Source organism: Salsuginibacillus halophilus (genome assembly GCF_003014715.1).
In the GTDB taxonomy this organism is placed as follows: Bacteria; Bacillota; Bacilli; order Bacillales; family Marinococcaceae; genus Salsuginibacillus; species Salsuginibacillus halophilus.
Genome location: NZ_PYAV01000007.1, coordinates 26,346 through 49,569, shown reverse-complemented (window position 1 = coordinate 49,569; position 23,224 = coordinate 26,346). Strand labels below are relative to the sequence as shown.

Here is a 23,224-nt window from a genome sequence, read left to right as displayed (position 1 = left end):
AGAGAAAAACATTATTAATCAGGCAGGTGATGCCTTTGAACGGGCGGTGGATTTACTTAGCGGTGGGCGCTGCCGGTGCTTGCACCGCTGCACTGCATGGTGCAGGGTGGCTCGGCGTGGTCGGGATGCTTTGTTATGTCATTTGGCTGCGGTATGTATTTCGTCCGAGCTGGTTGAAGCCGGTTTTTTTAACAGCTGCAGTTGCTGTAATTTATATGTGGGTGCTTGTTTTTGATGCTGCTAACCAAGCTGACGAGCTGCCTGAAGAAGGTTCAGCCTATGCTGTGATTTCTGAAACACCCCAAGTTGATGGTGATCGGCTTCGAATGCCGGTAGAGATTGCAGCAGAGGGAATCCAGGTACAAGCGTTTGCTTTTTTACAAAATGAAGCAGAAAAACAAAAAAGTGAAGCTTTAAAGCAAGGCATGGAGTGTTACATGACAGGTGAATTCGAGCGGCCTTCTACAGCTACAAATTTTCACGCTTTTGATTACAAGGAGTACTTATATACCGAGCAGATCCACTGGCAGTGGTTCTTAGAGGCGATTCCTGTAGATTGTCAGCCGGCGTATACGTGGCTGGATTATTTGGAACATTACAGGCAAGCCGGAGTGTCTCAGGTGGCATCGCTCCTTGAAGATCCTTTTGCTGGTGTTGCAGCGGCCTTGTTATTTGGTGAACGTAAACTGCTTGATCCAGAAGTTGAAACAATGTATCAGCGCCTCGGTTTAATTCACGTTCTTGCTGTTTCCGGTCTGCATGTCGGGATTGTAAGTTTCGTCGTTTACAGGGTGTTCATCCGATTTGCGCTTACAAAAGTGCAGGCGCTCACCTCGCTCGTTTGGCTGTTACCGCTGTATGCGCTTTTGACAGGGGCTGCACCTTCAGTTGTGCGGGCGGCGCTGATCGGTATGCTTGTCGCTTTGGCACTTCGCTTTCACTGGAAGCTCTCGCCGCTTGATGGTTTAGGGTTTGCAGCACTTTTAATGCTTTGGGCCGATCCGTATTATATTCAACACATTGGTTTTCAACTTTCATTTTTAATTACAGCTGCGATCATCCTGTCTCGCGGATGGTTGTTTGAAAAAAAGCGCAACTACCTTTCACAACTCTTTTTTGTTTCACTCATTTCCCAAATTGCAGCCGTTCCTGTGCTGCTGTATCATTTTCATGAATTCTCTTGGATTAGCCCGCTGTTAAATCTTTGGTTTGTGCCATTTATGACACTTTTCATTATGCCGGCTGCAGCACTCAGTTTTTTTATAGTTTTCATTCACCCTTCTTTACTCGTCATTTTTTCTCCAGTGAACAGCATATTGTCGTTCATTCATGATGCATTAATAACGGTAGAAAGCTGGCGGTTTGGTTTTATTGTGTTCGGTCAACCGTCACTGGGTGATGTTTTTGTGTTATCTCTTGCTACTGCCGGGCTATTACTTAGTTTTGAATGCCACCGCCGCGTAATGTTTATTGCTTGGTCCGGCTGGGTTCTTCTTTTAGGATGGCCGGCGATCACAGCTTCAATTGACCAAACAGGTAAAGTGACTATGCTTGATGTCGGACAAGGTGACAGCATTGTTATTCAGTGGCCGCAGCGAGAGGCTGTTGATGTGATCGATGCCGGCGGTATTGTGTCATTTATAAATGAAGATGAGTCTTGGCGCGAACAAAGCGAACCGTTTGAACCAGGGCGCGATGTTGTCGGTCCGTATTTAAAGTCCCAGGGGATTACAAAGATTGATCGACTAATTATTACGCACGGGCACTGGGATCATTACGGAGGTGCATTTCATTTATTGGAGGCATTTGATGTTCGTAAGGTTGTTTACGGCGCGGTAGCTGTAGATGAACCGGGAGAACAACGGTTTTTGCATGCTGTAGCTGAAGCAGGTAGTGAATTCATTCAAGTACGGGCAGGAGACAGTTGGATGCGCAGTGATGCCCCGGTCCAAGTCTTAGCACCTATTGGTCATGAGACGGATTTAAATGATCGTTCCATTGTCCTTCAGAAAACGATCGGACAGATGGAATGGTTGTTTATGGGGGATTTAGAAACAGAAGGTGAGCGCCGGCTCGTTCAACAGGAACGTGCCTTAGAGGAGGTGGACGTTTTAAAAGCAGGTCATCACGGCAGCCGCACGTCAACAACCCCGGATTTTTTAGAAGCTGTCAGCCCGGAAGCTGTGTTAATTAGTGCTGGTCGTAACAACCTGTACGGCCATCCGCATGAGGAAGTCATTGAGCGGCTTGAAATGAATGAAGTGCCTGCATTGCGGACCGATCAGTTAGGGGCGGTTCGCTACACGTTTCAAGAGGGTGTGCCAGGGAAGTTTGAAGCAGCTCGGAGGCAAAAAGAAGTAACAAATTAAAAAAAACTGCCCCGTTGAATACTTAAGGGGCAGCTTTGATTTACCATGTTGCTAAAACAGAAATGGCCGAACCAATGACAAAAATTGTGGCAAAGAAGCCGAAAGAAACAACAAAACCAACGACTGAATCGTTGAAGTCATTGCGTTTACTTTGAACGTCCTTTTCAAATTCGTTATTCATCAGCTGTCCCTCCTTGCTAACCTCTAGTATAAGCGAAGCGGTTGAAAAAATCCATATCGTCAAACAAATTTCATTTCCCCGGGATGCATGTACCGGAGAAAAAAGCCATTCCAAGAGTTAACACAGATAAAGCTGACCTGCATAGGATAAGATAACAAATACACCAACGCCGCTGAACTCAAGGGTTCCTAGGCCTTGTTTTCGGCGTTTAAATAAATGGGAAGCGGCCTTGTGCGTGGCTGCTTTCCTTTGTTTCGCTCTTTTGCCTCAGTGTGTTCTTGCGGTAGAATGAAGAAAAAGAGGGAAAGGGCGTTGGCATATGAGTTACGCCGAATTAAAACGGGAGCTGAAACGAGGAGAAGTTCACCCGCTTTATTTATTATACGGTACAGAAGATTACTTAATCGAAGATGTTTTAGAGGAGATTACAGCTTCGGTCCTTGATGAAGATGAAAAAGATTTTAATTTATCGCGTTATGATATGCGTGAAACACCAGTGGATGCAGCGCTTGATGAAGGAGAGACCCTGCCGTTTTTCGGCGAACGCCGGCTTGTGATTGCACGCAACGCTTCGTTTTTAACGGGGCAAAAAGATACGGAGAAAATTGAACATGATCTTGAGCGCTTAAAAAACTACACGGCTTCGCCCCCGCCGGAAACGGTGATGATTATTACCGCACCGTATGAAAAATTAGATGAACGTAAGAAGGTTGTAAAACAGTTAAAGTCACATGCAGCGGTACTTCAAGCCGCACCGCTTGAAGGCGGGGAGCTCGCAAAGTGGATTGATACGTATGTGAAAGAGAAAAATATAGCAATTGCAGCAGAAGCAAGGCAGCAGCTTGCTGAAAGGTTTGCAAATGATTTAATGCAGTTAGCTTCAGAACTCGATAAACTTTGTTTGTATGCAGGAGACGATGGTACTATTACAAGTGAAGCGGTTGAGCTTTTAGCCCCGAAAACGCTTGAAGATAATGTGTTTCATTTAGTGGACCTCATTGCGAAAGAAAAAGTAAAAGAGGCTTTACAAACAATGTACGACTTGTTAAAGCAAAATGAAGAACCGGTGAAACTGACTGCATTAATCGCCCGTCAGTTTCGGATGATGCTGCAGGCAAAAGAGCTTGGACGCCGCGGTTATTCTGAACAAAAAATCGCCGGGGTTGTGAAAGTTCATCCTTATGCTGTGAAAGTGGCGCGTAAGCAGAGCCAAAACTTTTCAGAAAAAGGACTGCAGGCAATTTTAAAAGAACTTGCAGTACTTGATGAAACATTAAAAACGGGACGTATGGAGAAAGAGCTTGCTCTTGAATTGTTTGTCACTCAAATTCCGCACTTAAAAAAAGAAGCTTGATTCAGACATAAAAAACCGCCCAGGTGCTCAAAGGCACCTGGGCGGTTTTTTTGAAACGTCCTTCGCGAAAGACATTTGCACTGCCGCAGCAGTTACTGGTTAACTTCGTTAAGACGCTGTTGGATGCGGGACTTTTTACGGCTCGCGCGATTCTTGTGAATCATGTTTTTGTCCGCAGCTTTGTCGATTTTCTGCACAGCAAGTGTGAAGATTTCGTTTGCGCCTTCAACGTCATTGTTGTCAACTTTTTTGTCAAACTCTTTGACAGCTGTACGCATCGAAGAACGGAACGCCTGATTTTTCACACGCTGCTCTTCGTTGATACGCACACGCTTTTTAGCAGATTTGATATTAGCCAATGATTTCACCTCCTCGATGAGAAAACGTGCATAACACAACGGAGATTGTACCAAAGAGTGGCGCCGAGTGCAATACAATGCATAGAACAGAATTTTTTGTACACGCTATAAAATAACTGAATGCCAAGGTGGAGGGTGCGTATGTCTGAAAAGAAAAAGCCGGAATTTCGTTATCACTCAGATTTAATGGTGGAAGATGAGTATGTTGAAAAGCAGCAGGAACATGAAGAAAACGAACGGCGCGGCGTACAAATCGAAGAATCAGAAGATGAAGGCATCCACGTGGTACGCGTTGTGATTGATGAAGAAGGTGCTAAAAAAACAGGGCGGGATCCAGGGCGTTATGTCACGTTAGAAGCACAAGGGCTGCGCGGTGGCGATCAAAATTTACAACAAACGTTGTCGCGTGTGTTTGCTCGTTCATTTGTGCAGTTTTTAAACGAACATCATATTTCACCAAATGCCTCATGTTTAGTTGTCGGGCTTGGTAACCGCGAAGTAACCCCGGATGCGCTCGGCCCGAAAACGGTGGATGAACTGCACGTGACCCGTCATTTGTTTAAAGAAGCTCCGGAAACGGTTGAAAAGGGATACCGGCCGGTGAGTGCAATTGCGCCTGGTGTCATGGGTGTGACCGGGGTGGAAACTTCAGATATTATTCATGCACTTGTGAAACAAATTGAGCCGGATGCTGTCATTGCAATTGATGCGCTTGCTTCAAAATCACTCGAGCGGTTGAACACAACGGTGCAGATGTCCGATACAGGCATTCATCCTGGCTCTGGTGTGCAAAATGAACGCAAGCAGCTGAACGAAAAAACGCTCGGGGTCCCGGTGTTTGCGGTTGGCATTCCGACAGTGGTTGATGCTGTTTCAATTACAAGCGATGCGATGGATTATTTGTTAAAGCATTTAGGCCGGGAAAAACAAGAAGGAGATGCACCGGCGAAACGCCTTGCACCTTCTGGTATGACGTTTGGTGAACGGCGGAACCTGGGCTTTGATGACCTGCCCCTCGACGAAGACCGCACCGCCTGGCTCGGCGCAGTAGGTCAGCTGCAGGAAGAAGAAAAACGGCAGTTGATTCAGGAAGTGCTTGCTCCTTTAGGGCACAATTTAATGGTGACGCCAAAAGAAGTTGATACGTTTATGGATGATATGGCGCATATGCTCGCTCAAGGGATGAACGCAGCCTTTCATGAAGCGATCGATGAAAAAAACACTGGCACCTTTACGCATTAAAACGCCAAAATGTAAGTACCTGCGCTCACGGTTCATGAGCGCAGGTTCAGACTCTCGACAAAGTAAAAAACTTAAAATCCACGCACAGATTACTGCTGTGAGGTCCGCGGGCTGCCGTATAAAGAGGTGAAAAATGAATCATGAACGTGACCAGCACTACCGACGGACGCTTTCCCGAGGGTTTGGCTTCAGCTAACTTGTTCGAATTGATTTCTATTCGAACAAGTGGATCTTCAGCCTGCGCTTAAACCTCCGGGAGTCGCCGTCTTTCGTTTCGGTCACTTGTCAATTTAAAGATCAGCAAGCATTTCCAATGTATGTGGTTCGCTTGATCACTCATGAACCGTCATTATGAAATTGATTCATGTAGATGTTGCTTGATCAAAAAGGCCTCTACAATTCATGACCATGAAATTAAACAAGGCTGACAAGCATCGGCGGCGACGTCTACGCAGAATAACGAGCTGAAAAGCGACGTCAGCCCCCGCTTTTATATAAAGTTTGCCTGCACGCTAACCTGCGCTCACGGTTCATGAGCGCAGGTTTTTTGTTCTGTTTTCGCTTAGAAGGGCATAGGCTTGGACAAGAAGGGGGTGGAACCGTGGAGAAGCAGAGATCATGGCAAGGTGTGACTGTGCATTATTCTGTCGTTAAGCAGTGGCTGTTCACAGCAGGGTGCAGCTGTTTTTTTATTTTTCTACTCATTGCAGTGCTCACGTCATTTGATCATAACCGCCATTTATCTTCCTCTTTACTTCATGAATGGACAAACGAAATGCAGGTGGACATGCTTGCATCGTGGTACGGCTTAGAAAACCGATATATGCAGGAGGAAATGCCGGAGGTTGCGCTTCCTTCCCCGGCCCATTCCATGTTCCAGCTTGTAACCACGGTCAATGTAAATGACCCGCGTACGTTTCTCGGTAATGAAATCCCCGGGTTTGTTTTATATGACGGACGAATTGCTGTAGCCGGGGAAGGCACAGATATTACAAATATGACCGTAGAATCAGCTCCGCCTATGGAAGAATTAATGAAAGAACGAGAAGCTGTTGCAGATGAGCAAGAGAGTGAAGGTGAAGAAGAAAAGGAAGTCACTTCTCCCTCTGAAGATCCGATCGCTCATATCATTCACTCACACAGTCGTGAATCCTTCTTCCCTGAGCTTGAAGAAGGGGCGAATGTTGCGTTTCATGCTGAACAAAACATAACCCTTGTCGGCGAGCGGTTAGGTCAGCGCCTTGAAGAGCTCGGGATTGGATCAGAGGTAGACAAAGCTGATATTGAACAAAAACTCCAGGACAGGGGCTTGGATTTTGCAGATTCTTATGATGTGTCGCGGCCGTTGGTGGAGGAAGCGAAAGAAGAATCGGATACGCTCGAAATGTTTTTTGATGTCCATCGTGACTCCCAGCCCCGTGATGTTACGACAGTTACGATCAATGGTGAGGTCTATGCACGTACATTCTTTGTGATTGGTGAAAATCATGCAGATTATGAAAAGAATCTAGCGATGGCTGAAGAGCTTCATCACATTCTTGAAGATACACACCCAGGTTTGAGCCGCGGGGTTATTGTGAAAGGTGGGCGTGGGTCCAATGGACGCTATAATCAAGATTTATCACCGCAGTCGGTTTTAATTGAGATCGGCGGTGTAGAAAATACGTTAGAAGAAGCTTATCGTTCAGCAGATGTGATGGCCGAGGCGATTCATACGTACTACAAGGAGGATGATTAAATGCTTAAACGGTTATTTGTCGTTGCAGCTGCAGTTTTAGCTGGTGTTGTGATTGGCCATCATTACGCTTATGAGCAAATCGAGAATGTGCTGCAGCTTCACCCTGATGGAACGCCGGCAGAAATCGAACAAATCGAAGAAGTGCCAGCTGATGATACGAAGATGCCGGAAGTAAGGCAGGATTTATATGAGAAGCAAGGGGAAGCAGCTGAAAAAGACCGGGGCAATTTATTCAGCGATCTTGGCAGACTGCTCGGCTCTACAAGCCAATAAGCCTGCCTTTCATTGCCGAATGCTGGTGTGGTTGGTATAATGAACGATAGTTTCGTTGCTCTTGGAACGCTAGTGTTCGTTCTTTCAGCGAAAAAGAACCCACACAAAGAGCAGGAGGATATAGTTATGAGTTCTGAAGATAAGCACCAAAGGCAGGAGCGCATCCGCAACTTTGCGATTATCGCGCATATTGACCACGGCAAATCAACCCTTGCCGACCGAATTTTAGAGCATACCAAAACTGTTAGTGAACGTGATCTGCAGGAGCAGACCCTTGATGCGATGGACCTTGAGCGTGAGCGCGGTATTACAATTAAACTGAATTCGGCGCAGTTGAAATACGAAGCTGCCGACGGTGAAGAATACACTTTCCATTTAATTGATACCCCGGGGCACGTCGATTTTTCTTATGAAGTATCACGCAGCCTGGCAGCTTGTGAAGGTGCACTTTTAATTGTCGATGCTTCGCAAGGTATTGAAGCACAAACGCTTGCAAACGTTTTTCTTGCTTTAGAACACGACTTAGAAATCATTCCGGTGATTAACAAGATTGATCTACCGAGTGCAGAACCAGAGCGGATTAAAAAAGAAATCGAAGATGTGATCGGCCTGGATACATCTGAAACCATTTTAGCCTCTGCAAAAGATGGCACCGGGACAGAAGAAATCTTAGAACACATTGTTAAGCGGGTTCCTGCGCCGCAGGGAAATGTAAATGAACCCCTCGAGGCATTGATCTTTGACTCCCTTTACGATTCCTACCGCGGTGTGATCGCTTATGTCCGGATTGTCCAAGGAACGATTAAAAAAGGTGAAAAAATCCGGATGATGCAGACGGAAAAAGAATTTGAAGTAAGTGAAGTCGGCGTGTTTAAGCCAAATCCGGTTTCCGCTGATGAGCTTAGTGTAGGTGATGTCGGGTTTATTACTGCTTCAATTAAAAATGTAGGCGACTCCCGTGTAGGTGATACGGTTACGCATGCAAACGCACCTGCTCCAGCGCCGCTTCCTGGTTATCAACGAATGAAACCGATGGTCTTCTGCGGGGTTTATCCAGTTGACCCTAACCAATACACAGGTCTTCGCGATGCGCTGGAGCGTCTCGAGCTTAACGACAGCTCCCTTGAGTTTGAAGCAGAAGTTTCACAAGCGCTTGGCTTCGGTTTCCGTTGCGGCTTCCTCGGGCTTTTGCATATGGAGATCATTCAAGAGCGTATTGAACGTGAATACGGAATTGAATTAATTACGACAGCGCCAAGTGTGATTTACAACGTTTACTTAAACGACGGTGAAGTCATTGAAATTCATAACCCGTCCAACATGCCTGACCAGCAACAGGTGATGGCGGTTGAGGAGCCATTCGTTAAAGCGAATGTGATGGTCCCTAACGATTTTGTTGGTCCGGTAATGGAAATTTGCCAGGCAAAACGCGGCGAATTTCAAGATATGAAATACCTTGATGAAAACCGGGTCAACATTGTATATGACCTGCCGCTTACAGAAATTGTTTACGATTTCTTCGATCAGTTGAAGTCAAATACGCGCGGTTATGCTTCCTTTGATTATGAGTTGATGGGCTATAAAGAATCAAAACTTGTAAAAATGGATATTTTATTGAACGGCGAACAAGTAGATGCGCTTTCAGTGATTGTTCACCGGGATATGGCATATTACCGTGGCAAGGCGATTGTAGAAAAGTTAAAAGAACTGATTCCTCGCCAGCAGTTTGAGGTGCCGGTACAGGCAAGTATAGGTAACAAAGTGATTGCCCGCTCCACCATTAAGGCGATCCGTAAAAACGTATTGTCGAAATGTTACGGCGGCGACGTATCCCGTAAGCGTAAACTTCTAGAGAAACAGAAGGAAGGTAAGCGCCGGATGAAAAACGTCGGTAAAGTTGAAGTACCGCAGGAAGCATTCATGTCTGTGTTACAAATGGATGCCAATAAAGAAGATTCGTAAGTAAGACCGGTAAAAGCGCGGCAGCCTTATCAGGCGGCGCTTTTTTCTGTGATGATTGAAAAGGAGGCATTTTTATGGCTCGTTCCCTTTATATCCATATTCCGTTTTGCAGTTATATTTGTTATTACTGTGACTTCAATAAATTTTTCATTGAGAATCAACCGGTAGATGCTTATATTGATGCACTTGAGCAGGAGCTTACTTGGCGCTTTGCTGGTGAAACAGCGCCGCTTGAAACCATTTATATCGGCGGCGGTACTCCATCTGCAGTCACCACAGCACAACTTGGGCGGATTTTGCAGGCGGTACATGTTAAGACGCCAGGGGTTTCGCCAGGCGCTGAATTCACTGTAGAAATGAACCCTGATGATGCTGACGATGATAAGCTCCACACGCTTTTCAATCATGGTGTGAACCGCCTAAGCATCGGTGTACAAACATTTGATGATAAATTAATTCAAAAAATTGGACGTGGTCACACAGCAAGTGATGCCAAAAATGCAGTTCATCGTGCGAAGGCTTTTAACTTTTCTAACATCTCTATTGACTTAATGCTCGGGCTTCCGGAACAAACCATGAGCTCTTGGCATGATACGCTGCAAACTGCCGCAGCGCTTGATGTGAGCCACATTTCTGCTTACGCGTTAAAGATTGAAGAAAAAACGAGGTTTTATAACTGGTGGCGGGCGGGTAAACTTCCGACCGTGACCGAAGATGAGGCAGCAGACATGTATGAAGCTATGGAACGGGTGTTAGCGGATGCAGGATTTCATCAATATGAAATCTCAAACTTTGCAAAAGACGGACAAGCAAGCCGTCATAATCAAGTGTATTGGCACAATGAAAGCTACGTGGCTGCTGGTGCCGGCGCACACGGATATCTCCAAGGCGCCAGGTATGAAAATATTCAGCCGGTCCCGCATTACATTAGCGCAATTGAAAATGGCGAACTTCCGGAACGACAGCGGCATCAACTTTCCCGCCGCGAGCAAATGGAAGAAGAAATGTTTCTCGGCTTGCGGATGAATGAAGGGATGCCGCTTGTGCGGTTTGAACAAAAATACGGTGAAACAGTGGCTGATGCATTTCCAGGCGCTTTAGAGGAGCTTACTGCCAAAGGGTGGCTCACGGTGGAAAACGGCTGGGTTGCACTTACTGAAGAAGGTCGCTTGCTTGGAAATGAAGTGTTTGTCCGGTTCCTTGAAAACGAAAATAAATTTTAGGTGATTGAAAAGGCTTGGTGCAATGTTCTTAAGCCGTTACCCACACTTAGTATGATATTCCAGCAGGCTGTATGTATTTTTATCACCTCATTGACAAACATAAATCCGTTTGATAACGTATCAATAGATTTAGCACTCGGTTAAATTGAGTGCTAATAGAGGTGATGCTTTGATGTTAACGAAACGTCAGCTTTTTATTTTGGAAGCCATCATTGACGGGTATACAAAAACGGCAGAAGCTGTCGGCTCTAGAAGCATTTCAAAGCGTGAGGATGTTTCCTACAGTCCTGCAACTGTGCGAAATGAAATGGCCGACCTAGAAACGCTCGGCTTTTTGGAGAAGCCGCATAGTTCATCAGGGCGTATTCCTTCAAATAAGGGATATCGCTATTATGTCGACCATCTGCTCTTGCCGCGGCGGGTATCAGAAAGTGATATTGTCGATATCCGGCAGTTGTTTGCAGATCGGATCACAGAAACTGAAGATGTGATTCGTAAGTCGGCAGAAGTTTTATCGGATTTAACGAGCTACATTTCAGTAGCGCTTGGTCCGGATGCGTTTAATACGAAATTGAAGCATCTGCAAATTGTTCCTCTGTATGAAAGTACGGCCGTTGCGGTGCTCGTTACCGATACAGGCAGCGTAGAGCACCGGCAGATTACTTTGCCGGAAGGACTTGAAGCGCAAGAACTTGAAAAGGTTGTCCGCATTTTAAATGACCGGCTTCAAGGTGTTCCATTAATTGAGTTAAATAAGGCGCTTTATCAAGAAGTGGCTTCTGTTATGGAGCAGCACTTATCTCAACATATGGATGTGATGCACAGTTTAGAAAATGCGCTGCACACGGACAAATCCGAAAAAGTTTATTACGGCGGTAAGACGAACCTGCTTTCACAGCCGGAATTTAAAGATGTAGATAAAGTTCGCTCGCTGCTTGAGCTGCTTGAAAAAGATGAGCAGATGCATCAGCTGATGGTCCCGACGCAAAGTGGAATCACTGTGAAAATTGGTGAAGAAAATGACATCGAAGCTTTCGAAGATGTCAGTATGATTACGGCAACGTATCAAATTGGCGGCAAGCCGGTAGGCACGATCGGCATTCTCGGTCCGACACGGATGGAATATTCAAGAGTTATCGGCTTGCTTCAATATTTAACCCACGACTTAACGAAAATGTTGACATCCTGGCACCACCGGGAGTAAAACTTCCGAGTGCGGGACAATCCCGCCTTGTTTGAGGACATTTGGAGGTGAACGCTGTGGCTAAACACGAGCGTACAGACGAAGAATTGATGGATGAACAAGAAGTAGAAGAAACAAAAGCTGATGCTGAAGAAGAAGCTTCTGAAGACGCAGATGAAGCGGTGACAGAAGAAGAGAAGCTGCAGGAAGAAATCGAGCGCTGGAAAAGCTACACAGCGCGCGTGCAGGCGGATTATGACAACTTTAAGCGTCGCAGCCGCGAAGAAAAGGAAGCAGCTGCAAAGTACCGGGCGCAGCCGCTTGCAGAATCTTTACTTCCGGTGCTTGACAACTTTGAGCGTGCCATGCAGACCGCCCCGGAAAGTGAAGAGGTACAAAACTTCACCCAGGGCATGGATATGGTATATAAGCAGCTGAAAGAAGCGCTTGCCAACGAAGGTGTCGAAGAAATTGAAGCAGAAGGCTATCAATTTGACCCGGAAGTACATCAAGCTGTAATGCAGGTTGATGAGGAAGGTCATGACTCTAACGAAGTTGTCGAAGTGATGCAGAAAGGTTACCTTTTGAAAGACCGTGTCATCCGACCGGCGATGGTGAAAGTGAACCAGTAGGTCGTTAACGCGAGACTAGTATTAGAAAAAGAAACATTGAGGAACTACTTTGGACAGGAGGAATTATTCATGAGTAAAGTAATTGGTATTGATTTAGGTACAACAAATTCTTGTGTTGCAGTGATGGAAGGCGGCGAAGCTACCGTTATTCCAAACCCGGAAGGTAACCGTACATCGCCATCTGTTGTTGCGTTTAAAGACGGTGAGCGCCAGGTGGGTGAAGTTGCAAAGCGTCAGGCGATTACAAACCCAAACACAGTACAGTCCATTAAGCGTCATATGGGTGAAGACTATAAAGTAACAATTGATGATAAAGAATACACACCACAGGAAATCTCTGCGATTATTCTGCAGAAGCTGAAGTCTGATGCAGAAGCATATCTTGGCGAAGAAGTATCCAAAGCGGTTATTACTGTACCGGCATACTTCAACGACTCCCAGCGTCAAGCAACAAAAGACGCGGGTCGCATTGCAGGTCTAGAAGTTGAGCGTATCGTTAACGAGCCAACAGCAGCTTCTCTTGCGTACGGCTTTGATCAAGAAGATGACCAGACAATTCTCGTTTATGACCTTGGTGGCGGTACATTTGACGTATCGATCCTTGAGCTCGGCGATGGTTTCTTTGAAGTAAAAGCAACGTCTGGTAACAATGAGCTTGGCGGCGATGACTTTGACCAAGTGATCATCGACCATCTTGTGAAAGAGTTCAAACAAGAGCAAGGCATTGACCTTTCCCAGGACAACATGGCGATGCAGCGTTTGAAAGACGCAGCGGAAAAAGCGAAAAAAGACTTGTCCGGTGTCGCACAGACGCAAATTTCCCTGCCATTTATTACAGCAGACGGCTCAGGGCCTAAGCATATGGAAACAACGTTGACACGTGCAAAGTTTGAAGAGCTTTCCGATCATCTTGTTGAGAAAACGATGGAGCCAACACGCCGTGCGATGAAGGACGCGGGTGTAAGCGCTGGTGAAATTGATAAAGTTATTCTTGTCGGCGGTTCTACGCGTATTCCGGCGGTACAGGAAGGCATCAAAAACTCAACAGGAAAAGATCCGCACAAAGGTGTAAACCCGGACGAAGTTGTAGCACTTGGTGCCGCTGTTCAGGCTGGCGTACTTGCCGGCGACGTTAAAGACGTTGTACTGCTTGACGTTACACCGCTTTCTCTTGGTATTGAAACCATGGGCGGGGTCATGACAAAGTTGATCGAGCGTAACACGACGATTCCAACGAGCGAATCCCAGGTGTTCTCCACGGCTGCAGATAATCAACAGTCCGTTGATATCCACGTGCTCCAAGGTGAACGTGAAATGGCATCTGACAACAAGACGCTCGGCCGTTTCCAGTTGAGTGATATTCCACCGGCACCACGCGGCGTACCACAGATTGAAGTTACGTTTGATATCGACGCAAACGGTATTGTAAACGTACGTGCGAAAGACCGCGGTACAAATAAAGAGCAGTCGATCACCATCACTTCTTCTTCCGGCTTGAGTGAAGATGAAATCGAACAGATGGTACAAGACGCTGAAGAAAACGCTGAAGCGGATAAGCAGCGCCGTGAAGAAGTTGAACTGCGCAACGAAGCAGACCAGCTCGTATTTACAACGGAGAAAACGTTGAATGATCTCGGCGAAAGCGTTGAGCAGGCTGAGAAAGATAAAGCTGAAGCTGTCAAAGATGAGCTGAAGCAGGCGCTTGAAGGCGAAGATATTGAAGCAATCCGCACGAAGAAAGATGAGCTGCAGGAAATTGTGCAGGGCTTGTCGCAAAAGCTTTATGAGCAGGCAGCACAGCAGGCAGAAGCGGAGCAAGGAGCAGAAGGCGGCGCTGAAGAAGACGTTGTTGATGCAGATTATGAAGAAGTAAACGATGATAACAATAAGCAGTAAAACACTGCCCGTTTAAAAAAGTCAAAGTCAGGTCTTCTTGACTTTGACTTTTTTTGGGTGGACGCTGTGTGTAAGTGAATTGCCGCAGGCGGACACAACATGTTAAGATAGTCGTTATGTATTAGCCAATTGGGAGTGAGAAGGGCATGAGCAACAAAGATTTATATGAAGTGCTTGGCGTAAGCCAGGATGCTTCCGATGAAGAAATCAAGAAAGCTTATAAAAAACTCGCCCGTAAGTACCATCCGGATGTAAATAGTGAAGATGGGGCGGAAGAAAAATTTAAAGAAGTCAAAGATGCGTATGATACGTTAAGCGACTCGCAAAAGCGTGCGAACTACGACCGCTTTGGCACAGCAGACCCTGGTGCACAAGGCGGTTTTGGCGGCGGAGGCGCTGGTGACTTCGGCGGCTTCGGCGATATTTTTGATATGTTCTTTGGTGGAGGTGGCCGCCGGGATCCAAATGCGCCGCGCCAAGGTGCAGATCTGCAGTACACGATGGACCTTACGTTTAAAGAAGCTGCCTTTGGTAAAGAAACTGAAATTGAGATTCCGCGTGAAGAAAACTGCGGTACGTGCGGAGGCGACGGTGCCAAGCCGGGTACAAGTCCGGAAACTTGTACGCGCTGCGGTGGTAGTGGTCAGCTGAACGTTGAACAGAACACGCCATTTGGCCGGGTTGTGAACCGCCGCGTCTGTGACAGCTGTCAAGGGGCAGGTCAGACGGTGAAAGATAAGTGTTCCAATTGCCATGGCCGCGGAAAAGTTTCCCGTACACAGAAGTTGTCTGTAAAAGTGCCGGCAGGTGTGGATCACGGTCAGAAGCTTCGTATGCCGCAGGAAGGTGAAGCTGGTGCAAACGGCGGGCCATCAGGCGACTTGTTTATCATTTTTAACGTACAGCCACACGAATTCTTTGAACGCGATGGTGATGATATTCACTGTGAACTGCCGCTGACATTCGCCCAAGCTGCACTTGGAGATGAAGTTGAAGTGCCGACACTGAATGGTAAAGTGAAACTTACCATTCCAGCGGGCACACAAACCGGTAAAAGTTTCCGACTCCGCGACAAAGGCATTCCGAATGTTCACGGCCGCGGACAAGGAGATCAATTTGTACAGGTGCGTGTTGTAACGCCGACAAACCTTGATGAAGAGCAGAAGCAGATGCTTCGTGACTTAGCAGAAAAAGGTGGCGAAGATGAAGTTGATGAACAAAGCAACAGCATTTTCGCTAAAATGAAGCGGGCTTTTAAAGGCAACAGCTAACAAAACCAGTGACCAATGGCTTTCGCCTGTTCGCAGGTGAAGGCCATTGTTTTATGAAGTTTGCCTCGGTATAATGCAGGGGAGTTGTACATAGCAATGCGAAATTTTACGGAAGGGAAGCGGTTGCCTTTGGTATGGGTTGAATTTGCAATCGAAACAACACAGTCGGCAGTCGAGCCGATCTCAAACATTTTGCATGAAGCCGGAGCGAGCGGTGTTGTCATTGAAGACGCCGCTGACTTTCAAGCAAATGAGAAAAGCACAGAAGATGAAGTTTATGAATTTAAGCCGGAAGACTACCCTGCTGAAGGTGTTCGGGTAAAAGCCTACTTTCCGGAAAATGAAACTGTTAAAACCGTGGTTGAAAACGTAAAGACAAGCATTAATGAATTACCGCGTTATGATGTGGAGCTGGGCGCCAATAAGATCACTTTAGCTAAAGTAGAGGAAGAAGACTGGGCCCATGCGTGGAAAAAGTATTACAAGCCTGTTGTTGTATCAGATACCATGACAATTGTGCCAAGCTGGGAAGTGTACGAGCCGCGAAATACTCATGAACAAGTGATTGAGCTTGACCCGGGAATGGCCTTTGGTACCGGCACACACCCATCAACGGTGCTGTCGCTGCAGTTAATGGAACAATACGTTACAAAAAATGATGAAGTCATTGATATTGGCACAGGGTCTGGGATTTTAAGCATCGCTGCTGCAAAACTTGGAGCAAAGCAGGTTACCGCACTTGATGTGGATGAGGTTGCAGTTTATTCAGCTTGTGAAAATATTCGGTTAAACGACGTGAATGAGCAGATTACTGTACAGCAGAATGATTTACTTGAGGCTGTTGGCACTCAAGAAGCGGATGTCGTAGTAGCGAACCTGCTTGCAGATATCATTCTTCGCTTAACCCCGGATGTGCACCGGGTGATCCGCCCAGGCGGGTGCTTCATTTCGGCCGGAATTATTGGGCGCCGCAAGCAGGATGTGATTGACGCATTTGAGCGCGAAGGGTTTCAAGTGCTTCGTACAGCAGAGGTTGAAGACTGGGTGGCGATTGCTGTACAAGCACCAGAAGCATAGCAGAAAGGCAGGCGGTCTTCATGCAGCGCTATTTTGTTACGCCGGAACAATTTGAGGCGGATCAAGTGTTCATCACAGGTGACGATGCTAAGCATATTTCAAAAGTGATGCGCCTCGGTGAAGGGGATGCAATTATTGCCCTTGATCATCATGGTTTTCAAGGTGTATATCAAATCACAGCCGTTTCTTCTTCAGAAGTTACAGGCCAGCTTAAAGAAACGCTCGCAAGTGAAGCTGAACTGCCGGTGAAGGTGACGATCGGCCAAGGGCTTGCAAAAAAAGATAAGCTTGAAACGGTGATTCAAAAAAGTACGGAACTTGGTGCGTTTGCAATTCAGCCTTTCCGTGCCGATCACTCTGTCGTAAAATGGGATGAGAGCAAGGCGGATAAGAAACTCGAACGCTTTGAAAAAATTGCAAAAGAAGCAGCTGAACAGGCCGAACGGAGCATCATTCCTGATATTTACCCTGTTCAAGACTTCAACGAGCTGATCGCTTCTGCTGAAAGCTTTGACAGCTGCTTTTTCGTCTACGAACAAACTGGACGAAAAGGTGAGCATAACACCCTTCACGAAGCGATGCAGCATATACCATCTGGTGGAACACTGTTCGTTGCTGTCGGTCCTGAAGGCGGCTTCAGTGAAAGTGAGGCAGAAGCTGCAATCGCTGCCGGTTTTCACCCAGTGAGCGCAGGTCCGCGGATTCTACGAACTGAAACCGCTCCGCTTTATATTCTCTCGGCGGTCAGCTACTATTTTGAAAGTATGAGGTGAGTTGAAATGGCGACAGTTGCCTTTCACACGCTCGGTTGCAAAGTTAACCATTACGAAACAGAAGCTATTTGGCAGCTTTTTAAAGAAGCAGGTTATGATCAAACCGATTTTGATCAAACATCTGATGTTTATGTGATTAATACGTGCACAGTGACAAATACCGGAGATAAAAAAAGCCGTCAGGTGATCCGCCGGGCCATTCGTAAAAATCCGGATGCTGTTGTTTGTGTCACCGGCTGTTATGCCCAAACATCACCGGCAGAAGTCATGGAGATTCCGGGTGTTGATATTGTCGTTGGCACCCAGGACCGTTCAAAAATGCTTGGCTACATCGAACAATTTCAAAAAGAACGTCAGCCGATCAACGGGGTTGGCAATATCATGAAAAATCGCGTGTATGAAGAGTTGGACGTGCCGGACTTTTCCAACCGGACGCGGGCTTCGCTTAAAATTCAAGAAGGCTGCAACAACTTTTGCACGTTTTGCATCATACCGTGGGCCCGTGGTCTGCTCAGGTCGCGGCAGCCGGATGAAGTGCTGGCCCAGGCAAAGCAGCTCGTTGAAGCCGGATACAAAGAAATCGTATTAACCGGCATTCATACCGGGGGCTATGGTGAGGACTTTAAATCTTACAATTTTGCTGCGCTCCTTCATGACCTTGAACAGGTGGAAGGCTTAAAGCGTATCCGCATTTCTTCAATTGAGGCAAGCCAGATCACAGAAGAAGTCATCGCTGCCATTGATGCGTCAGAAAAGATTGTGAACCATTTACACGTACCGCTGCAAAGTGGTTCAGATTCGGTCTTAAAACGGATGCGTCGTAAATATACAACAGCGTTTTATCAAGAGCGCCTCACCCGCTTAAAAGAAGCGCTGCCGGGCCTTGCTGTCACCACAGATGTAATTGTTGGCTTTCCGGGAGAAACAGCAGAAGAGTTTCAAGAAACTTATCAATTCATTCAGTCGATCGGTTACAGCGAACTGCACGTCTTTCCGTACTCAAAACGAACAGGTACGCCAGCTGCACGTATGGAAGATCAAGTAGATTCTAATACGAAAAATGAGCGGGTCCATGCTTTGATTGAGCTCTCCAATCAATTGGCGAAAGTTTATGCTTCACGCCATGAAGGTAATATTTTAGAAGTGATTCCCGAAGAAGCGCATGAAGATGGGACGTTAACGGGGTATGCCGGCAACTATTTAAAGGTATCTTTTGAAGGTGGCACACCGCTGATCGGAGAGCGGGTGTACGTTCGTCTAGAGCAGGCGGGCTATCCAGTGAACGAAGGTACGTTTGTCCAAATTGTTGAAGAAGACGTCTCAACAACAGCAGCACATGTATAAATATTTTAAAGATCAGAAAGGATGTTTCAAATGAGCAGTACGATTGCAAAGACCATTGATCACACTTTACTTAAGCCGGAAGCGACAACAGCTGATGTTGTAAAACTTGCAGAAGAAGCGAAAATGCATGAGTTTGCTTCGGTATGTGTTAACCCTATTATGGCAGATACAGCGCTTGAAAAACTCGAGGGCACAGACGTTATGGTTTGTGCTGTTGTTGGATTTCCTCTTGGAGCGACAACAACAAAAATGAAACAGGAAGAAACGAAAGAACTTGTCGCTAAAGGTGTAGAAGAGATTGATATGGTCCTTTCCATCGGTTGTTTAAAAGAAGGCAGCGATGATTATGTAAGAACAGATATTCAAACCGTAGTTGATGAAGCACGTGCCGGCGGCGCGATTACGAAAGTGATTATTGAAACAGCACTTCTTACAGACGAAGAAAAAAAGCGGGCTTGCCGTCTGTCGCTTGAAGCAGGTGCAGAGTTTGTGAAAACGTCTACAGGATTTGCCGGTGGCGGAGCTACTGTAGAGGATGTACGCTTAATGAAAGAAGCTGTCGGTGAACAGGCTGAAGTAAAAGCAAGCGGTGGGATCCGTGACACGCAGACAGCGCTTGCCATGCTTGAAGCTGGTGCGGATCGGATCGGCGCCAGCGCGAGTGTTGCAATAGCTGCCGGCGCTGAATCGTAAAGAATTAGCCGCATGTTGCCTATTGCACTCCAGTGCGATATCGTTTATAATCAAAGGAAATGACACTTCCTGCATAGAACTTGAAGGTCATGAGTGAACGGTTTTATTGGAGGGAGGGATTCATCATGTCTGAAACGCGGATCCGCAATAACGAATCCATTGATGCAGCGCTTCGCCGTTTTAAGAAAGACCTTTCGAAAGAAGGGAAAATGGCAGAAGTTAAAAAGCGTAAACACTACGAAAAGCCAAGTGTTAAGCGTAAGAAAAAATCTGAAGCTGCTCGCAAACGTAAATTCTAAAAATGCCGCTATATGGCGTGAAGATATTGCAGCTGTACCGGTGCCCGGACGAGCAGCTTTCGCAGGATGAATCCCCCTGTTGTGCAGGCGCAGGTTGATTCTTTCAACGGCGTTAAGCAGTAACGTTGGGACGAAGTTTGCAAACTGTTATGTGTAAAACGACAGGCCGGTGCGTTACAGGCTGTATCTTCATAAGATGCGCAAAAGCCCTCATGAGTTGAATCATGGGGGTTTTTGTCGCTTCTTCGGTTTGTTTTGCTTGTTCAAGGAAGAAAACTTTGATTAAATAAAAGTACGAAATGATGCAGAAGAACAGGAGGTGAAGTTTTTGAGAGCTTCGCTTACACAACTGTTAAGTATATTAGCTGTCGTTTTAGGAGCAACAACGCTTTTGCTTTCAGCGTGGTCAAATGACGGGAAAGCAGAGGCGGAAACATCAGTGCATTTTATTCCGGTAGAACAGGCGGTAGAACGAGGACTTGAAGCTTTCCTTGACCGCTCAATGTCTCAAGCGGTTGACGACGGGGCGGATTTAATCGTTCTTGAAATTGATACCCCTGGCGGTGCTGTTGATGCAGCGAACAATATTTCTGATATTGTCCGAGGTGCTGATGTGCCGGTAACAGCGTATGTGACCGGTGAAGCGATGTCAGCTGGGGCGTATATTGCGTTGAATGCTGATCATATTGCGATGCAGCCGGGTACAACCATGGGTGCAGCGCAAGTTGTGGACGGTTCTGGCACGGCAGCTGAAGATAAAGCACAGTCTGCCTGGGAAGGTAATATGCAGGGAGCTGCTGAACGCAATGACCGTGATCCACAATATGCCCTAGCAATGACAAACCCGGACCTTGAAATTGAAGAACTCGGCGTAGGTGAAGGTGAATTATTAACCTTAACAGCAGCTCAAGCAGAAAGTGTCGGCTATGCTGAAGAAGTCGTAGAAGACCGGGAATCGCTTTTAGCCGCATATGATTTGGATTCGGCTGAAATTGTAGAGGCTGAGGTCAGCTTTGCAGAACAGCTGGCCCGCTGGGTGACACATCCAGCGGTTATTCCAATTTTATTGTCTGCAGGAGCGATTGGTTTAATGATTGAGTTTTTCTCTCCAGGGTTTGGTCTGCCGGGACTGCTCGGTCTCTCATCACTCGGACTTTTCTTCTTCGGACATTTATTTGCCGGTTTTGCCGGGTATGAAACGCTCATTTTATTCGGAATCGGAGCGGTATTGTTAGCCATTGAGATTTTTGTACCTGGTTTTGGTATCTTCGGCATTCTCGGCCTGGGCGCAATTGTTTCGAGCATGTTAATGGCTTCGTATTCAACAGCTTATATGCTTGTAGCTTTATTGATTGCGTTCGGGCTTGCCTTAATTACCGCGATTGTTTTGTTTAAATACTTTGGACAGCGTGGACCAATGAAAAAAATGGTACTTCATGAAGAAGCAACAGCTGAAGAAGGTTATATTTCCAATGAAAGCCGGACCGATTTAGTAGATGAAATCGGAAAGACGCTGACACCGCTTAGTCCGGCTGGTTCAATGCTGCTTCAAGATGAGCGCCTTGACGTTGTATCCGAAGGAGGATATATTGAACAAGGGCGTAATGTTCGGGTTGTTAAAGCATCAGGACATCGGATTGTCGTCCGTGAAGTCGAAGAAACGACTTAATTATTTATAGGGAGGTTTCGCATTGGAAGGACTACCATTTGATCTGACGTTAGTGATCGTACTTGCGATCGTCATTATTCTTCTTTCCGTGTTGTTTACGTTTGTTCCGGTGATGCTTTGGATTTCTGCCTTGGCTGCCGGCGTAAAGTTAGGTATCTTTCAGCTTGTGGGAATGCGCTTTCGCCGCGTTATTCCGGCCCGCGTTGTAAACCCGCAGATTAAGGCGGTAAAAGCAGGGCTTGAAATTGAAACAAATAAACTTGAAGGTCACTACCTTGCAGGTGGTAATGTAGACCGGGTAGTTAACGCATTGATTGCAGCGCAGCGTGCAAACATTGATTTGACGTTTGAGCGTTGTGCAGCGATTGATCTTGCCGGCCGTGATGTACTAGAAGCGGTGCAGATGAGCGTTAACCCGAAAGTGATTGAAACACCATTTATCGCCGGTGTGGCAATGGATGGTATTGAAGTGAAAGCAAAGGCCCGTATCACGGTGCGCGCCAACATTGACCGCCTTGTAGGTGGTGCAGGTGAAGAAACGATCATCGCCCGTGTTGGTGAAGGCATTGTTTCTACAATTGGTTCATCTAATCATCACAAAGACGTACTTGAAAATCCGGATATGATCTCTCAAACGGTATTGTCAAAAGGTTTGGATTCCGGGACAGCCTTTGAAATACTTTCAATCGATATTGCAGATATCGACATTGGTAAAAACATCGGTGCAGAACTGCAGACGGATCAAGCTGATGCAGATAAGAAGATTGCTCAGGCAAAAGCCGAAGAGCGACGGGCGATGGCTGTGGCTCAGGAGCAGGAAATGAAAGCGCGCGTCGAAGAAATGCGTGCCAAAGTTGTTGAAGCTGAAGCTGAAGTACCAATGGCAATGGCCGAAGCACTTAAATCCGGTAACCTTGGCGTGATGGATTACATGAACATGAAAAACGTCATGGCAGACACGGATATGAGAGAGTCGATTGGTAAAGCAACTGGTGATAATGAAGAAGAGCATCATGATGATGATCATAAGTCGGGCGGATCCCGCAACTACTAATATTGCACGGCTGAACGACGCACCCGTGGGAAGAAAGGGTGAACCTGAATGGAAGATTTGTTTCAGCTGCTGTTAGCGAACTTTTTCTGGGTGATCTTGTTAATTGCCGGGCTTATGAGCCTGTTCCGCCGTCAAGGGGGGCAACAACAGGAGCAAGGCCGGGGTCAAAGTCGTCCTTCTTCCGGCGGCGGCCAGCGTGGTGCGCCTCGAGACTGGCGTGAAGTCTTTCAAGAAGAAGCAAGCGATGAGGCGCCGCCGACGAGGCGCGTTCCTGATGCCAGCCGGTCACAGCGTGACGAAAGCGATGAACCTGTGATTCAATCGGAAAAGTTCGATGAATACAGTAAACAGATGGAAGATTTACAGCGAAAACGTGAGCAGGCCGAAGAGCGGTTAAACGAAGCAGCAGGCGATGTTGCAAATTCAGCCGTCGGCCAGGAAGTTAAGCGCCGCGTATCGAACGCAAAGTTAAATTTAGAGACAGAGCATTTAACAAAAGATGAGGCGATGAAAGCATTCGTTTGGTCTGAAGTCTTTGGACCCCCGCGTGCGAAGCGACCACATCAAACTGAAGGGCTGCATCGCAGCCATAAAAATCAGTAAATGTATGCTGGTAGAAAAGCCTGTTACGA

The 23,224-nt window shown here is 46.6% G+C and carries 21 protein-coding genes; 19 read left to right on the top strand and 2 right to left on the bottom strand.

Features of this window, described 5'->3' with window-relative positions; translation table 11 throughout:
• Nucleotides 1-35: 35 nt before the first annotated feature.
• Nucleotides 36-2,369, top strand: coding sequence for a DNA internalization-related competence protein ComEC/Rec2 (locus tag B0H94_RS07740; protein WP_181315313.1), 2,334 nt, complete (start codon nucleotides 36-38; stop codon nucleotides 2,367-2,369).
• 40 nt (nucleotides 2,370-2,409) lie between these two features.
• Here the strand turns inward: B0H94_RS07740 and B0H94_RS07735 are convergent, their stop codons facing one another.
• A complete protein-coding gene (locus B0H94_RS07735; protein ID WP_106588695.1) occupies nucleotides 2,410-2,550 on the bottom strand; it encodes a YqzM family protein in 141 nt (46 codons plus the stop codon).
• Nucleotides 2,551-2,869: 319 nt separating this feature from the next.
• Here B0H94_RS07735 and holA point away from each other — a divergent pair, with 319 nt between their 5' ends.
• Nucleotides 2,870-3,904 (top strand): DNA polymerase III subunit delta, encoded by a 1,035-nt coding sequence (gene holA / locus B0H94_RS07730; protein ID WP_106588694.1) that lies wholly within the window; start codon nucleotides 2,870-2,872, stop codon nucleotides 3,902-3,904.
• A gap of 92 nt (nucleotides 3,905-3,996) precedes the next feature.
• Here holA and rpsT read toward each other — a convergent pair whose 3' ends face one another.
• Nucleotides 3,997-4,272 carry a 30S ribosomal protein S20 gene (gene rpsT, locus B0H94_RS07725; RefSeq protein ID WP_427909939.1) on the bottom strand — a complete coding sequence of 92 codons (276 nt, stop codon included), beginning with the start codon at nucleotides 4,270-4,272 and terminating at the stop codon, nucleotides 3,997-3,999.
• A 132-nt stretch (nucleotides 4,273-4,404) separates the two neighbouring features.
• Here rpsT and gpr point away from each other — a divergent pair, with 132 nt between their 5' ends.
• The 17 genes from gpr to B0H94_RS07640 all read left to right on the top strand — a co-directional run bounded on the left by gpr (nucleotide 4,405) and on the right by B0H94_RS07640 (nucleotide 23,195).
• Nucleotides 4,405-5,505, top strand: coding sequence for a GPR endopeptidase (gene gpr / locus B0H94_RS07720; RefSeq protein WP_106588692.1), 1,101 nt, complete (start codon nucleotides 4,405-4,407; stop codon nucleotides 5,503-5,505).
• A 601-nt stretch (nucleotides 5,506-6,106) separates the two neighbouring features.
• A complete protein-coding gene (gene spoIIP, locus B0H94_RS07715) occupies nucleotides 6,107-7,243 on the top strand; it encodes a stage II sporulation protein P (RefSeq protein WP_181315312.1) in 1,137 nt (378 codons plus the stop codon).
• A complete protein-coding gene (locus B0H94_RS07710) occupies nucleotides 7,244-7,516 on the top strand; it encodes a hypothetical protein (protein WP_106588690.1) in 273 nt (90 codons plus the stop codon).
• A 126-nt stretch (nucleotides 7,517-7,642) separates the two neighbouring features.
• Nucleotides 7,643-9,478, top strand: coding sequence for a translation elongation factor 4 (gene lepA, locus B0H94_RS07705; protein WP_106588689.1), 1,836 nt, complete (start codon nucleotides 7,643-7,645; stop codon nucleotides 9,476-9,478).
• Between the two features lie 74 nt (nucleotides 9,479-9,552).
• Complete coding sequence (hemW, locus tag B0H94_RS07700; protein ID WP_106588688.1) at nucleotides 9,553-10,701, top strand: radical SAM family heme chaperone HemW; 1,149 nt, start codon at nucleotides 9,553-9,555, stop codon at nucleotides 10,699-10,701.
• A gap of 172 nt (nucleotides 10,702-10,873) precedes the next feature.
• Entirely contained in the window at nucleotides 10,874-11,905 is a 1,032-nt protein-coding gene (gene hrcA, locus B0H94_RS07695) for a heat-inducible transcriptional repressor HrcA (RefSeq protein WP_106588687.1), read from the top strand.
• A gap of 56 nt (nucleotides 11,906-11,961) precedes the next feature.
• Nucleotides 11,962-12,516 (top strand): nucleotide exchange factor GrpE, encoded by a 555-nt coding sequence (grpE, locus tag B0H94_RS07690; RefSeq protein ID WP_106588686.1) that lies wholly within the window; start codon nucleotides 11,962-11,964, stop codon nucleotides 12,514-12,516.
• Nucleotides 12,517-12,585: 69 nt separating this feature from the next.
• Nucleotides 12,586-14,412 (top strand): molecular chaperone DnaK, encoded by a 1,827-nt coding sequence (gene dnaK, locus B0H94_RS07685; protein ID WP_106588685.1) that lies wholly within the window; start codon nucleotides 12,586-12,588, stop codon nucleotides 14,410-14,412.
• Between the two features lie 146 nt (nucleotides 14,413-14,558).
• Nucleotides 14,559-15,683, top strand: coding sequence for a molecular chaperone DnaJ (dnaJ, locus tag B0H94_RS07680; protein ID WP_106588684.1), 1,125 nt, complete (start codon nucleotides 14,559-14,561; stop codon nucleotides 15,681-15,683).
• 123 nt (nucleotides 15,684-15,806) lie between these two features.
• Nucleotides 15,807-16,760, top strand: coding sequence for a 50S ribosomal protein L11 methyltransferase (prmA, locus tag B0H94_RS07675; protein WP_345789037.1), 954 nt, complete (start codon nucleotides 15,807-15,809; stop codon nucleotides 16,758-16,760).
• Nucleotides 16,761-16,780: 20 nt separating this feature from the next.
• Nucleotides 16,781-17,533, top strand: a complete 753-nt coding sequence (locus tag B0H94_RS07670) for a 16S rRNA (uracil(1498)-N(3))-methyltransferase (RefSeq protein ID WP_106588683.1) — start codon at nucleotides 16,781-16,783, stop codon at nucleotides 17,531-17,533.
• A gap of 6 nt (nucleotides 17,534-17,539) precedes the next feature.
• Entirely contained in the window at nucleotides 17,540-18,877 is a 1,338-nt protein-coding gene (gene mtaB / locus B0H94_RS07665) for a tRNA (N(6)-L-threonylcarbamoyladenosine(37)-C(2))-methylthiotransferase MtaB (protein WP_106588682.1), read from the top strand.
• A gap of 30 nt (nucleotides 18,878-18,907) precedes the next feature.
• Complete coding sequence (gene deoC / locus B0H94_RS07660) at nucleotides 18,908-19,570, top strand: deoxyribose-phosphate aldolase (protein ID WP_106588681.1); 663 nt, start codon at nucleotides 18,908-18,910, stop codon at nucleotides 19,568-19,570.
• A 125-nt stretch (nucleotides 19,571-19,695) separates the two neighbouring features.
• Nucleotides 19,696-19,869: a 30S ribosomal protein S21 gene (gene rpsU, locus B0H94_RS07655; protein WP_106588680.1), complete on the top strand. Its 174-nt coding sequence runs from the start codon at nucleotides 19,696-19,698 to the stop codon at nucleotides 19,867-19,869.
• 319 nt (nucleotides 19,870-20,188) lie between these two features.
• Complete coding sequence (locus B0H94_RS07650; RefSeq protein WP_427909936.1) at nucleotides 20,189-21,538, top strand: NfeD family protein; 1,350 nt, start codon at nucleotides 20,189-20,191, stop codon at nucleotides 21,536-21,538.
• Nucleotides 21,539-21,581: 43 nt separating this feature from the next.
• On the top strand, nucleotides 21,582-22,592 hold the full coding sequence (gene floA, locus B0H94_RS07645) for a flotillin-like protein FloA (protein WP_181315329.1): 1,011 nt from the start codon (nucleotides 21,582-21,584) through the stop codon (nucleotides 22,590-22,592).
• Nucleotides 22,593-22,640: 48 nt separating this feature from the next.
• Nucleotides 22,641-23,195: a hypothetical protein gene (locus B0H94_RS07640; protein ID WP_106588677.1), complete on the top strand. Its 555-nt coding sequence runs from the start codon at nucleotides 22,641-22,643 to the stop codon at nucleotides 23,193-23,195.
• Nucleotides 23,196-23,224 lie beyond the last annotated feature (29 nt).